This is a genomic window from Micromonospora sp. NPDC049523 (genome assembly GCF_040676775.1).
GTDB lineage: Bacteria > Actinomycetota > Actinomycetes > Mycobacteriales > Micromonosporaceae > Micromonospora_G.
In genome coordinates this window covers 1-13,204 of the sequence record NZ_JBFAPP010000004.1, presented here as the reverse complement: position 1 = coordinate 13,204, position 13,204 = coordinate 1, and the positions used below count along the sequence as shown (strand labels likewise).

The window sequence follows — 13,204 nt, the reverse complement described above, 5'->3', positions numbered from 1 at the left end:
GGAACGATCGGTCCCGCACTTTTGCGGGCCGAAGAGAATCGCCCGCGCCCGGCAGGCGCGGATCGGTGTCGCCCCCTGGTCGCCCCGCCCGGAGAACTCCGGACATAACAAAGAGCGCCTGGGTTACAATCCCGCAGGCGCACACAGAGTCTCTGGGAACCAAAACTGCAACTTGGTCAGCCTAGCACGTACCTGCCGGAACAGCCATCAAGCCACCGGCAGCGCGGTGATCAGCGCCGCCAGACCGTCCGCGTCGAGCAGGTCCACCGGACGTACGGTGCTTCCCTCGCGTACGTAGTGGAAAGCGGCTCGTACCTGCTCCAGCGGCACCCCGGCCAGCTCCGCCCAGGCCAGCCGGTACGCGGCCAGCTGCACCGCCGCCGCGTCCGCCGCCGCACCCACCGGCTCCCGTCCGGTCTTCCAGTCGATCACGTCGAAACGGCTGCCCGGCCCGCTGAACACCGCGTCCATCCGGCCCCGGACCACCACCCCGGCGACCACTGTGGCAAATGGCACCTCCACCTCGACCGGCACCCGATCGGCCCACTCGCTGGCCAGGAACCGCTGCTGCAACTCGACCAGCGCCTCGTCCGGCGCGGCGTCCTCGTCGGCCGCCCCCGGCAACTCGTCGATGTCGAGCAGCCGACCGGCCCCGAACCGCTGCTCCAACCAGGCGTGGAAGGCCGTGCCCCGGCGGGCGTACGGGTCCGGGCGGGACGGCATCGGCCGGCGCAGCGTACGGGCCAGCGCGTGCGGGTCACGACGCAACGCCACCAGTTGCGACACGGAGAGGTGACCGGGGAGCGCGACCTCGATCGGCCCGACCTGCTGGGCGAGTTCCGCCCGCTCGGCGAGGAGCAGGTCCGCCTCCCGCCGCCACCGGTCGAGATCCGGATCGACAACGGGCTCGGTCTCCGGCTCGCCACCCGGTTCAAGCTCGCCGTCCGGGTCACGGGTGTCGGCGGGCAACGGTGGGCCGGTGTCGGCGGCCATGAGCTGGCGGACCAGGGCCGCCGCGTCGGCCATCACCGGACGGCGGCCACCCAGCGGGTCGGCGGGCCACTCGGCCTTCAGCACCACCTCGGTGGTCGGGTTGACCGCGTCACCGGCCGGCTCCGGCGCCCAAGCGTCGATCACGTAACCGTCGCCGGCCAGGCAGCGGTCGTACACCTCGCGGAGGAAGACCGACGGGCCGCGAGCGAGCTTCGCCCCGTCACCCCACCAGTAGCCGGAGCAGAGCAGCAGCCGCCGGGGCCGGGTCACCGCCACGTACGCGAGCCGGCGCTCCTCCCGTTCGTCGTGTGCCCGCCACTGCTCGGTGAAGGTGGTGAGCGCCTTCATCACGCCCTTCTGGTCGGCCACCTCGTCGAGGTCCAGTACCGGCAGCCCGTCCGCGTCGCCGCGCAGCGGGAACGGCAGCACCCCCAGGCCGAGCAGGTAGTGGTCGGAGTTGCGGACCGGGCCGGGCCAGACGCCACGGGTCAGCCCGGCGACCGCGACCACATCCCATTCGAGACCCTTCGCGGCGTGCGCGGTGACGATCTGCACCGCGCCCTCCATCACCTCCAACTCGCCCGGCGCCAGCCCCCGTTCCTCCTCCTCGGCGGCGGCCAGGAAGGCCAGGAAGCCGGAGAGGGAGGCGTTGGTCGAGTCACCGGAGAACCGGGCGGCGACGTCACCGAGGGCGTCCAGGTGGCCACGGGCCAGGCCGGCGTCGCCGCCCCGGCCGTCCGTACCGGCCCGTACCGCGACCTCCACCTCCAGGCCGATGGTCCGCTCGACGTCCGCCACCAGGTCCGGCAGCGACTGGTCCAGGCGGTGCCGCAGCAGGCCCAGTTCCAGGCCGTACGCGCGCAGCCGGGCATAACCCTCGGCCGAGTAGAGCTGCGCCGGCCCCAGGTCGGCCAGCGCCTCCACCAGGGTCGCGTCGTCCAGCCGGTCGGTGCTGATCTCGGGCTCGGCATCACCGTCGGCGCGGGGCAGTTCCCGCCGGACGGTGGCGATGGCCCGGGACCTCTTGTGCAGCGCCACCAGGTCGCGCGGGCCGATCCGCCACCGGGCCCCGGTGAGCAGCCGCAGCAGCGCCGCCCCGTCGGTCGGGTCGGCGAGCACCCGCAGCGTGCAGACCACGTCGCGTACCTCGGGTGTGTCCAGCAGTCCGCCGAGCCCGACCACCTCGACCGGCAGCCCCCGCTCGCGCAGGGCCGCCTCGATCGCCGGGATCTGGCTGCGCACCCGGACCAGCACCGCGCTGGTCGGCCGCCGGTCGACCGGGATGTGCTCGGGCAGCGCCGACGGCATCCGGGCCGCCCCGCGCCAGGCGGCGAGCAGGCTGTCCGCGATCCAGTCGGCTTCTTCCTCGTACGTGGAGAGCAGCGCGCAGTGCACGGTCCCGCCAGCGGCCCCCCGGGCGGTCCGACCCGGGATCGGGTCGTCCACCCGCATCGCCGCCGCCAGTTCGCTCACCTGGGCCCCGGCGGCCCGCAGCGGCACCGCGAGCCCGTTGGCGACGCCGAGGATCTCGGGCCGGTTCCGCCAGCTCGTGGTGAGGGTCAGCGTGCGCGCGGGGCGGCCAGCGGTGTGGTTGAACTCGGTCGGGAACCGGTCCAGGGTGCCGGCGCTCGCACCCCGCCAGCCGTAGATGGACTGGCACGGGTCGCCGACCGCGGTGACCGGGTGACCGCCGCCGTAGAGCGCCCGCAACAGCACCACCTGGGCGTGGCTGGTGTCCTGGTACTCGTCGAGCAGCACCACCCGGTAGCGCTCGCGTTCGATCGCGCCGACCTCCGGGTGGTCCCGGGCGACCCGGGCCGCCCGGGCCATCTGGTCGCCGAAGTCCATCGCCTCGAAGTCGTCCTTGCGCTGGTCGTACGCGCGCACCAGGGGCATCAGCTTGAGCCGGATCTGCTGGATCTTGAGCGCCTTGCGTACGTCGGCGTAGATCTTGCCCGGCTGGGAGCTGACCTCGGCGTAGAACCGCCCGGTCCAGGCGGCCAGCTCGTCCGGGGTGACCAGGTGCTCGGCCAGTTCACCGGCGAGGGCCAGCACCGCGTCGGTGATGGTGCTCGGCATCCGGTCGACATCGGACATGTCCCCGTCGTACGTACGCACCAGCAGGTCGGCGAGCTGCCACCGGGACGCCTCGGTGAGCAGTCTTGTCGACGGCTCGTACCCGGCACGCAGCCCGTGCTCGGTGACGATCCTCGCCGCGTACGAGTGGTACGTGGCCACCGTCGGCTCACCGCCGAGCTGGTCGCCCTCCGGATCCCGGCCGTCGCGCCCGAGCCGCCGGACCAACTGGTCGAGCCGGGTACGGATCCGGTGCGCGAGTTCTCCGGCCGCCTTGCGGGTGAAGGTGAGCCCGAGCACCTGCTCGGGTTGGACGTACCCGTTGGCGACCAGCCAGACCACCCGGGCGGCCATCGTCTCGGTCTTGCCCGAGCCGGCACCGGCGACCACCAGCAGCGGCTCGACCGGCGCGGCGATGATCGCCGCCTGTTCCCGGGTGGGTGCGTGCAGCCGCAGCAGTTTCGCCAGCTCGACCGGGGTGTAGCGCGGGCCGGCGTCGGCTGTCCGCGACGGCGGCGGCGCCGTCGCGGCGAACAGTGACGACTGGCTCAATCCTGCTCTCCACGCTGGGTCGGCGGCGTCATCCCCGGCCGCCGGGCGGGCGGTTCGACCACCTGGCGGCCCTTGCCGGAGACCGGGCAGCTGGTCCGGACCGGGCAGACCCGGCACTTGCTGTTGGCCACCGCGGCGAAGGTCGAAGCGGCCATCGTATCGGCGGTACGCCGGACCATCGCCCGCGCCCAGCCGGCCTCGTCGGCCGCGGTGACCGGGGCCTGGCCCTGTTCCTTCGCGTCCTTGGTGCCGGTGCCGAGCTGCACCAGCGCCGCCCCGCCCGACTCGGCGCCGAACTCGGCGAACGCGCCCGCCTCGACCGCCGCCTGGTACGCGCCGAGCTGCGGATGTTCGGCCAGCTCGGTGCCGGTGACAGCGGTGGACTTGCCGGTCTTGAGGTCGATCACGACCAGCCGGCCGTCGGCGTCGACCTCCAGCCGGTCCACCCGGCCGGTCAGGTCGATCGGTCGGGTGGGGTCGTCCAGCCGGACCGCGAACTCGTGCTCGATGGCGAGCAGCCGGCGCGGGTTGGTGGCCAGCCAGCGGAGCAGCTTGTCGACCATCGCCTCGGCCCGCTGCTTCTCCGGGCCGGCCATCCACTGGGCGGCCAGGTCGATCACGTCGAAGCGCGCGGTGACGTACTCGATGAGCTGGCCACGGTCGGCGCTGGCGTCCTCGGCGAGCATCGCGGCGGCGTGCACCAGGTTGCCCACCCCCTGCGCGCCGCTGGCCGGGGCCGCACCGCCGTGCCGCTCCAGCAGCCAGCGCAGGCTGCACCGCAGCGCGCTTTCCATGGTGGACGGGGTGACCTTGACCGGTTCGCCCTCGTCCACCAGCGGCCGGTCGTCCGACAGCGCCCGCAGGCCCCACCAGTCGTCCGGGTGGGCGCCGGGCACCCCGGCGACGGCGAGCCGGGCAAGCTGGGTCGCGGCCGCCTGCCGCCGCTGGTCGGACGAGGCCGGGTCGATCACCACGGTACGCAGTTCCGCCACCAGCGCCGGCAGCGTGAGCGCCCTGGGCGCCCGCTCCACCGGCAACTCCCCCGGCTCCTCCCCCGCCTGCGACACCTCCGCCTCCGGTTGTGGCGTTGCTTCCGTCTCCGGAACCGGGACGTGCGGGCCATCCGGGGCGGGTGACGGGGAGGGATCCGGGCCGGACGAGCCGACCGGGCGGGAGCCGGGGTCGGCCGGAGGGGCCAGCTCGTAGAGGAAGCGGCTCGGCTGCTCCTCGTGGTCCATGCCGCCGACCGCCGCCGACGCGACCGCGCTGACCAGCAGCCGGCGCCGGGCGCGGGTGATCGCCACGTAGAACAGCCGGCGCTCCTCGTCCAGCAACGCCGAGGTCTGCCCGACCAGGCTGGCCGCCAGCCCGCTACCGTCGGCGCGGCCGGCGAGCACCTCGACCAGTCGCTCCGAGCCGAGCAGGCTGCCACGCAGCCGCAGGTCCGGCCAGGTCCCCTCCTGTACGCCGGCAACCGCGACCAGATCCCATTCGAGTCCCTTGGCGGCGTGCGCGGTCAGCAGCCGTACCGCCTCGCCGGGGTCGGCACTCGGTGCCAGGGTGTCGGCGGGCAACTGCTGACCGAGCACGTGGTCGAGGAACACCTCGGTACGCGCACCCGGCAACCGGTCGACGAACCGGGCGGCCGCGTCGAAGAGCACCACGATCGCGTCCAGGTCCCGGTCGGCCGCGGCGGCCCGCCAGCGGGGCGCGTTCTCGCCCTCGCCGGTGGCGGTCCGGCCCCGGCCGATAGCACCCGACCAGCGCTCGGCCAGCCCGCTGTCCTGCCAGACCGCCCAGAGCACCTGCTCGGCGGTTGCTCCGGGAGCGGCGGCGGCGGTCCGGGCGGTAGCCAGCAACCCGGCGACCGCCTGGGCCGGTGCCGCCCAGCGCCGCTCGATCGCGGCCAGCTCCGCCGGATCGCGCAACGCCTCGACCAGCAGTTCCCCGGACGGCCTGCGGTCACCGCCGGCCAGCGCGAGCGCGCGCAGGCCCTGCCGCAACCGCCGTTCGGCCAACGGGTCCGCCCCGCCGAGCGGCGAGTGCAGCAACGCGACCGCAGCCTCCTCGTCGAGCCGGGCCGGCTCCAGCGCGCAGCGCAGCAGCAGCAACAGCGGGGCCACCGCCGGTTGCAGGTGCAGCGGCAGGTCCTCGGCGTGTACGACGGTCGGCACCCCGGCGGCCTGGAGCGCCCGCTGCAACGAGGGCAGTTGCCGGGGCGCCGACCGGACCAGCACCGCCATCCGGGACCAGGGCACACCGTCGATCAGGTGGGCGGCGCGCAGCGCGTGCGCCAGGTACGCCGACTCGCCGGTGGCGGAGCGGAACGTACGGACTTCGACGGTGCCGGGTTCGGCGTCCGGCAGCGGTGTGAGTTGCCGGTGGGTGATCGGTCCGCGCAGCCGCCGGGCGACCCGTGCGGCGGCGCCGAGCAGACCCGTACCGCCCCGGTAGGCGGTGCTGAGCAGGACGGTCCGGGCCACCGCGCCCGAGGCGGTACGGAACCGCTGCGGGAAGGCGGCGACACCGGCCGGGTCGGCACCACGGAACGCGTACGTCGAGGAGTCCGGGTCGGCGAACGCGACCAGCGGCTTGCCGCCTCCGGCGATCAGGTTGAGCAGTTCGAGCTGGGCCGGGTCGGTGTCGGCGAGTTCGTCGACGTAGACGTACGTCAACCGGCGCCGCTCGGCGTCCAGCAGCTCCGGGTCGTCGACGAGCAACCCGCTGGCGGCCCGGACCAGCTCCGCCGGGTCGTACGCGATCGAGCCCCGGCCGGTCGCGTCGCGCAGCGCCAGTACGGCCACGTACTCGCGCAGGAAGCGGGCTGCGGCGGGCCAGTCGGCCCGGCCCAGCCGCTCGCCCAGCCGGGCCAGCTCGACCGGCCCGACCCCGCGTTCGGCGGCACGTTGCATCAGGTCGCGTAGCTGGCCGGCAAAGGCCCTGGTCCGCAGCGCCGGGCGGAGTTGCTCGGGCCAGCCGATCCGGTCGGCCGGTGCGTTCGCGTCGGCGGCTGCGTTCGGGTTGGCGGGTGCGTTCGGGTTGACGGCTGCGTTCGGGTTGACGGGTGCGTTGCCGTCAGGCGGGTTCTCCTCGCCGACCACGTCGAGCAGCTCACGGATGATCAGGTCCTGCTCGGGGCCGGTGAGCAGCCGTGGTGACGGCTCACCGCGTTCGGCGGCGGCCCGGCGCAGCAGGCCGAAGGCGTAACCGGGGAAGGTGCGTACCAGTGGTTCGTGCATCACCCGGGCGCCGATGCCGGTGACGCGGGCCTCGATCCGGTGGCGCAGCGCGGTGGCGGAACGCCGGCCGAAGGTCAGCACCAGGATGCGTTCCGGGTCGACGCCGCCGGCCACCCGCGCGGCCACGGCCTCGACCAGGGTGCTGGTCTTACCGGTGCCCGGCCCGCCGAGTACGAGCAGCGGCCCGTCGACGTGCTCGACGACCTGCTGTTGCCGGGGGTCGCCGACCCGCGCCGGCACGGCCTCGGCCGGCCGACGAACGAGCTGGTACGCCTGCACGCCGCCCATCACACCATGCCGCCCCGACGCTCCCGCGTAGGCAAGGGCGGCTTGTCACCGCTTTCGGCAGCGCCGCCGGAGCGAGGACCGCACGGGGTGACCGCGTGGTGACGGTGACGGGAGCGCGGGTCAGTCGAGGCGGGCTTCGATGGCGTCGAGTGCGGCGCCGATCGAGTCGACCACCACCAGCAGGTTCATCGCCCGCTGGTGGGCGAAGCGGGTGGGTGCGAGTCCGTACAGCCAGTCGATCAGCCCGGTGTAGAAGCCGTCCTGGTCGAGCAGGACGACCGGCTTGTGGTGCATGGCCAGCGTGGCCATGGTCCAGACCTCGAAGAGTTCGTCGAGGGTGCCGAGCCCGCCGGGCAGGGTCAGGAACGCGTCCGACTTGTCGATCATCGCGGTCTTGCGGCTGGCCATGCCGTCGGTGATCACCAACTCGTCCGCGTGCCGGTCGGCGACCTCCAGGTCGACCAGCGCCTGCGGGATGATGCCGAGCGTGTGGCCGCCGGCCGCGCGGGCGCCGTCGGCGAGCGCGCCCATCATGCCGACACAGCCGCCGCCGGAGACCAGGGTGTGGCCGCGCCGGGCGAGTTCACCGCCGGTCTCGGTGGCGAGGTCCAGCCAGCGCTGGTCGAGCGTACGGGAGGAAGCGCAGAAAACGCAGATGGCGGCCATCGACTCACCCTTCGCGAGAGGTGGAAGCTGCCTGTTGGTCGGCTCCCGCCTGCGCGATGGCCGTCTCCTGGAGCGCTTCCTGTTCCGCGGCGAGCGCGGCGTCGGCATCTACGATATGCCCGACGGCGGTGGCCACATCATCGGTGACCAGTATCAATTCGAGATCAGCCGCTCCGATCTTGCCGGTTGCGGCGAGGGTGTCGCGCAGCCAGGCGAGCAGCCCGCTCCAGTAGTCCTTGCCCATCAGCACCACCGGGAAGCGGGTCACCTTGCCGGTCTGCACCAGGGTCAGCGCCTCGAAGAGTTCGTCCATGGTGCCGAAACCGCCCGGCAGGACCACGAACGCCTGGGCGTACTTGACGAACATGGTCTTGCGGGCAAAGAAGTAGCGGAAGTCGATCGCCATGTCGACCCAGTCGTTGATGCCCTGCTCGAACGGCAGCTCGATGCCGAGCCCGACGGAGAGCCCGCCAGCGTCGGTGGCACCCCGGTTCGCCGCCTCCATCACCCCGGGGCCGCCGCCGGTGATGACCGCGTAACCGGCGCGGGCGAGGGCGGCACCGAGTTCCTCGGCGAGCTTGCACTCGTCGCTGTCCGGCAGGCTGCGCGCCGAGCCGAAGACGCTCACCGCGGGCGGCAGGTCGGCCAGGGTGTCGAAGCCCTCGACGAACTCGGAGAGGATGCGCAGGGCTCGCCAGGCGTCCTTGGTCTTCCAGTCGGCCCGGCTGCGGGAGTCGAGTAGGCGCTGGTCGGCCGTACTGGATGGGATGGCGTCGCGGCGCAAGGTGACCCCGCCGCCGTGCCGCTCCGGCCCCCGGGCCCTGCCGTTGCGTCCCTTGCTGTGACTCATGCGTCCACGGTAGTGGGATGGCCGGTCCGCGTCGGCAACTCACCCCGGCAACGGGAAAAGTGCGCCGCTCAGGTGCAACCTAACGGCCCCCGTACGCGTCTTACTATTCACATACCGGGTATGCACGGGGTCCGGCAGCGCCGCCGGACACCTTTGGGGGGAGGCGCACCGTGATCAACAACAACGAGATCATCCGGCTCCGGCGACAGATGCACCAGCGAATCCGCGCCGTGGTGGCCGAACGCCGGGTTGCCCGCCAGCAGGATTCGACCGACGACACCACGTTCGACTCGACGATCGCCGCGGAGACCTCCAGCGGTCCCGGCGAGGGTTCGCTGATCGGCGGATGAGCCGGGCCGGCCAGGCCTGATCCGGCCGGGCCGGCCCGTGCTTCGACCCGGCCCGGGGGCCGGTGGTCGAAGCACGACGCGTCAGGCCGGCGCGAGCCAGCGATGCAGGGTTGCCGCCCCGTCGCGGATCTTCCCGATCTCGACGTGCTCGTCCGGCGCGTGCGCCAGGTTGGGGTCACCCGGCCCGAAGTTCAGCGCCGGGATGCCGAGCGCGGCGAACCGGGCCACGTCGGTCCAGCCCAGCTTCGCCACCGGCTCCTCGCCGACCGCCGTCAGGAACTCCCGGGCCGGCGCCGCGGTCAGTCCGGGCAGCGCCCCCGGAGCCACGTCCACCAGGTTCACCTCCAGACCGGCGAACACCTCGCGTACGTGTGCCTCCGCCTCGGCCGGCGACCGGTCCGGCGCGAACCGGTAGTTGACCTCGATCTCGCACCGGTCGGGCACCACGTTGCCGGCGACCCCGCCGTGGATGCCGACCGCGTTGAGGCCCTCCCGGTAGATGCAGCCGTCGATGGTGACCGTCCGGGCCTGGTAGCCGGCCAACCGGTTGAGCGCCTCGCCGGCCGCGTGGATGGCGTTCACCCCGCGCCAGGACCGTGCCGAGTGCGCCCGCCGTCCGGTGGTCGTCACGATCGCCCGCAGGGTTCCCTGGCAACCGGCCTCGACCACGCCGTACGTCGGTTCGAGCAGCACCGCGAAGTCGGCCGCGAGCCACTCCGGGTGCGCGTTGGCCACCAGGGTCAGGCCGTTGTACCGGCTGTCGATCTCCTCGGCCTCGTAGAACAGGTACGTCACGTCGTACCGAGGCTCGGCCAGGCTCACCGCCAGATGCAGGGCGTACGCGACGCCGGACTTCATGTCCGAGGTGCCGCACCCGTAGATCAGGTCGCCCTCGCGCTTCGACGGGAAGTTGTCGTTCAACGGCACCGTGTCCAGGTGCCCGGCCAGCACCACCCGCTGCGAACGGCCAACCTCGGTACGGGCCATCACCGTGTTCTGGTGCCGCTGCACGTCCAGGTGGGGAACCGACCGCAGCACCTCCTCGACGTGGTGCGCGATTTCCTTCTCGTTCAGCGAGACGGACTCGATGTCGACCAGGGCGCGGGTCAACGCGACCGGATCGGCCAACACCTCGGGGGTCAGCGGGTTCTCCATGTCCGGCACGGTACCGTCAAGATTGTGCGGGCGCGGACCGAGCGGGCGAGCTGTGCTGTCCATGACTCGCAGCGCCCGCAGCTCCCGAGGACAAGGATGACTCGATGACTTCCGCGCAGCCCGCCTGGGGTATCGGACTGGCCACCGTCACCGCCGATGACCAGGTGCTCGACACCTGGTACCCGACCGGCAAGCTGGGCCTTGGCGCACTGCCGCTGGTGCCCGGCGAGGAGCAGGCCGACGTACTCGACCTGCCGCCGGGAGCGGTCGGCGAGCGGGCGCTGCCCGGTCTGCGTACGGTGGTGGTGATCACGGAAATCGGCTCGCTGGCCGACCCGATCAAGGACGCCTCCGACGCGTACCTGCGTTTGCACCTGCTCTCCCACCGCCTGGTGCGGCCCAACGAGCTCAACCTCGACGGCATCTTCGGCCAGCTCGCGAACGTGGCCTGGACCTCGGCCGGGCCGTGCCCGCCGGACCGGGTGGACGAGCTGCGGGTGATCGAGCGCGCCGCCGGCCGCCACCTGGCCGTGTACGGGGTCGACAAGTTCCCCCGGATGACCGACTACGTGGTCCCGTCCGGGGTACGGATCGCCGACGCCGACCGGGTGCGGCTCGGCGCCCACCTGGCGCCCGGCACCACGGTCATGCACGAGGGTTTCTGCAACTTCAACGCCGGCACCCTGGGCACTTCGATGGTCGAGGGCCGGATCGTGGCCGGGGTCGTGGTCGGCGACGGCTCCGACGTCGGCGCCGGTGCCTCGATCATGGGCACGCTCTCCGGCGGCGGCACCGAGAAGGTCCGCATCGGCGAGCGCAGCCTGCTCGGCGCGAACGCCGGGATCGGCATCTCGCTCGGCGACGACTGCGTGGTCGAGGCGGGTTGCTACATCACCGCCGGCTCCAAGATCAGCCTGCCGGACGGGACCGTGGTCAAGGCCCGCGAACTCTCCGGCGTGGCCGGGCTGCTGTTCTGGCGCAACTCGCTGACCGGCGCCCTGGAGGCCCGGCCCCGCACCGGACACGGCATCGAACTCAACGCCGCCCTGCACGCCAACGACTGACGCGGACGAAGGCGGGGTGCCGGCTCGGTCGAGCCGGCACCCCGTTTCCCGTTCCTGCTACCTCAGGTTGTCGCGCTACTTCAGCTTGTCGCGCTACTTCAGCTTGTCGCGCTACTTCAGCTTGTACGCGCGGATCACCTGCTGGGTGACGGTGTCACCGGCGGAGTCGGTCGCCTTGGCGCGCAGCGACACGTACTTCGCCCCGCCGGGGTGCCGTACGCTCGCCACCCAGCCGGACTTCGTCGGCCGGACCTCCGCGTCCCGCCAGGTACGCCCGTCGTCGTACGAGACCTCCACGGTCAGCCGCCGCACCTGCGCACCCGGCGCGCCGGGCTGCCGCTGCACGTTCACCGGGATGTCGAACGCCCTGCCCGCCGGAGCGGCGTTGCCCGCGTCGAGCTTCGGCGCGTACCGGATCGCCATTGCCGGCAGCTTGACGAACTCGTCGCCCGGCACCTGCCCGGAGCGGAACGTCCACGCCGCCTCGGTCGAGGTGGCCAGGTCCGAGACGTCCCGGGTCGCCGACACCACCACCCGGTAGTCGGCCCGACCGGCCGGCACCTCGAACTCGCCGTAACCGGGATCCGGGCTCTCCCCCACCAGCTTGCCGTTGCGGTAGAGCGCGGTACGGGCGGTCGTGGTGAGCGAGCCACCCCCGTGCCCGGCGGCGTCGCTGTAGAGGGGCAGGGCGACCACGATCGTGTTCCCCAGCCGGGTGATGCCCGACTCCGGCCAGCGGGACTCGGGGAAGGACGGACCGTACGGCGCCTCGTTCCACACGTCCCGGTACTCCCGCCCGGCCTTGTACACCGTCGGCGGCGTCTCCAGCACGGCCTGGAGCACCGGCCAGCCGTCCTCGCCCGGCACGCTCAACTCCAGCGCGGACTCCCAGCGCACACCGCCGTTGGTGCCGAGGTACTCGACCCGCTGCCCCGGCAGTTCCACCGGCAGGACGACCGCCCAGGCACCCATGTCCTCGGGGAAGACCGGGAACAGCAACCGGTGCGCGTCCTGACCGGCCACGCCGCCCCGGAACTCGTTGCGCACCGTGGCGAGGTCCCGGTCCCGGTAGTGGCGCACGTACCCGTTCGGGAACCGGCCGGCGAACTGTTCGGCGACCGCGTACAGGTAGGGGCTGTCGGCGAAGTCGCCATCGGGACCCTGCTCCGCCCACTGGCTGCCGATCTGGCCGACGAAGCCTTCCTTCGCCGGGCCGGTACCGAGCGAGCCGGCGTAGAGGCCCTCGAACGTGTCGGCCAGCACGCTGGTGCCGTACCCGGCGGTTTCGGTCACCCAGGACGCCGTCACGTCGATCAGCGCCGGGACGGCGGAACGGTGGGGCACCGTCACCTCGACCGGCCGGGCCTTACGGGCGTCGACCGTGATGCTGGTGTTCTTGTCGAGGGCCAGCTCGGGCTGGACCAGCATGGTGGAGTCGAACTCCTCCTCGGCCCGCTCGCGGAAGATCATGCTGCTCAGGCCGTAGTTGCCCTTGGGCAGCCGTACGGTCGCGGTGCCGTCCTCGCCGTACACGCTGGTGAAGAGGAACCGGTCGAGCCCGACCAGCAGGCTGCTGTACTCGACGGGCACCCCGCCGATCTGGTCGATGTGGCTGATCGTCAGGTCGTAGCTCTCGACCTCCTTGTTCACCCCGACCGGGGTGGTCACCACGGTTGTCCCGGCGGTGGCGGTGAGCCGGCCGGACCAGTAGCCGTCCGCGCTGGCCACGCTCGTGTCGGCGGTCACCGTGACCGCTGCCTGACCGCCGGCCGGCACGGTCACCCGGGCCGCGCTGGTGGTGAACAGACCGGCCGGTGCGGCGACGCCCTCCGGTCCGGTCACCTGCACGGCCAGGTCCAGGGTCAGCTCGGTGCTGCCGGGGTTGCGGTAGGTGACGGTCCGGGTGACCGGGACGTCGTCCGCGTGCGGCCAGATGGTGCGACCGAACGAGAGACTGGCCGGGTCGGTGGT

General features: G+C 72.8%; 7 protein-coding genes and 1 pseudogene. 2 read left to right on the top strand and 6 right to left on the bottom strand.

The annotated features are described in order from the left end of the window. Positions 1–207: 207 nt before the first annotated feature. From AB0J90_RS06840 to AB0J90_RS06825, 4 genes are all read right to left on the bottom strand, one after another. Positions 208–3,621 (bottom strand): UvrD-helicase domain-containing protein, encoded by a 3,414-nt coding sequence (locus tag AB0J90_RS06840; RefSeq protein ID WP_363592981.1) that lies wholly within the window; start codon positions 3,619–3,621, stop codon positions 208–210. Next, entirely contained in the window at positions 3,618–7,148 is a 3,531-nt protein-coding gene (locus AB0J90_RS06835) for an ATP-dependent DNA helicase (RefSeq protein WP_363592979.1), read from the bottom strand. The genes AB0J90_RS06840 and AB0J90_RS06835 overlap by 4 nt, the downstream gene beginning before the upstream one ends. Positions 7,149–7,268: 120 nt before the next feature. Then, a complete protein-coding gene (locus AB0J90_RS06830) occupies positions 7,269–7,814 on the bottom strand; it encodes a TIGR00730 family Rossman fold protein (protein ID WP_363592977.1) in 546 nt (181 codons plus the stop codon). A gap of 4 nt (positions 7,815–7,818) precedes the next feature. Then, a complete protein-coding gene (locus AB0J90_RS06825; RefSeq protein ID WP_363592975.1) occupies positions 7,819–8,664 on the bottom strand; it encodes a TIGR00730 family Rossman fold protein in 846 nt (281 codons plus the stop codon). 170 nt (positions 8,665–8,834) lie between these two features. On the opposite strand from AB0J90_RS06825, the gene AB0J90_RS06820 reads away from it, so the two are divergent. Then, positions 8,835–9,014, top strand: coding sequence for a hypothetical protein (locus tag AB0J90_RS06820; protein ID WP_363592973.1), 180 nt, complete (start codon positions 8,835–8,837; stop codon positions 9,012–9,014). Positions 9,015–9,095: 81 nt separating this feature from the next. On the opposite strand, the gene dapE is transcribed toward AB0J90_RS06820, so the two are convergent. Further along, positions 9,096–10,169: a succinyl-diaminopimelate desuccinylase gene (gene dapE / locus AB0J90_RS06815; RefSeq protein WP_363592971.1), complete on the bottom strand. Its 1,074-nt coding sequence runs from the start codon at positions 10,167–10,169 to the stop codon at positions 9,096–9,098. 104 nt (positions 10,170–10,273) lie between these two features. Between dapE and dapD the strand changes: the two genes are divergently transcribed. Next, positions 10,274–11,233 (top strand): 2,3,4,5-tetrahydropyridine-2,6-dicarboxylate N-succinyltransferase, encoded by a 960-nt coding sequence (gene dapD, locus AB0J90_RS06810; protein WP_363592969.1) that lies wholly within the window; start codon positions 10,274–10,276, stop codon positions 11,231–11,233. Positions 11,234–11,344: 111 nt separating this feature from the next. Here dapD and AB0J90_RS06805 read toward each other — a convergent pair. Then, positions 11,345–13,204: pseudogene (locus AB0J90_RS06805) on the bottom strand (peptidase S8); the annotation flags it as partial.

Excerpts from the sequence above, each read along its gene's own strand:
- dapD (WP_363592969.1), top strand. The coding sequence starts at position 10,274 with ATGACTTCCGCGCAGCCCGCCTGGGGTATCGGACTGGCCACCGTCACC.
- dapE (WP_363592971.1), bottom strand. The coding sequence starts at position 10,169 with ATGGAGAACCCGCTGACCCCCGAGGTGTTGGCCGATCCGGTCGCGTTG.
- AB0J90_RS06825 (WP_363592975.1), bottom strand. The coding sequence starts at position 8,664 with ATGAGTCACAGCAAGGGACGCAACGGCAGGGCCCGGGGGCCGGAGCGG.
- AB0J90_RS06835 (WP_363592979.1), bottom strand. The coding sequence starts at position 7,148 with ATGGGCGGCGTGCAGGCGTACCAGCTCGTTCGTCGGCCGGCCGAGGCC.
- AB0J90_RS06830 (WP_363592977.1), bottom strand. The coding sequence starts at position 7,814 with ATGGCCGCCATCTGCGTTTTCTGCGCTTCCTCCCGTACGCTCGACCAG.